Origin of the sequence: Clostridium sp. AF37-5 (assembly GCF_003477605.1) — a bacterium.
Taxonomy (GTDB): domain Bacteria; phylum Bacillota; class Clostridia; order Lachnospirales; family Lachnospiraceae; genus Eubacterium_F.
Window position 1 is genome coordinate 1 of sequence record NZ_QUDR01000040.1, and the last position, 238, is coordinate 238.

Sequence of the window (238 nt, forward strand, 5' to 3'; positions counted from 1 at the left end):
TGTTTGGATAACAGGGCACGGTTGACAAGGATTTTGTGCTCTTTTTTGTCCTGCGTCCGGTATTTAACCCATACCGTGTCAATTTCGAGTTTGTCTAAATATTCAACGGTTGCATGTCCGAGATTGGCTTCGTTGCTGTCATAATAGCGGTTGAGTTCCAAGTCCATCCCGCCGGTTCCTTCTAAGGAAAGGTCGGTACGGGAAAGCATGAGCCGCCCGCTTGCCGTGTCGACACCGT

Annotated in this window: 1 protein-coding gene; it reads right to left on the reverse strand. The window is 49.6% G+C overall.

The genetic code is table 11. The features are described 5' to 3' along the window. Positions 1-238, reverse strand: a 238-nt coding sequence (locus DW019_RS14850; RefSeq protein ID WP_207663938.1) for a DUF6531 domain-containing protein, incomplete at both ends; no start/stop codon positions are given.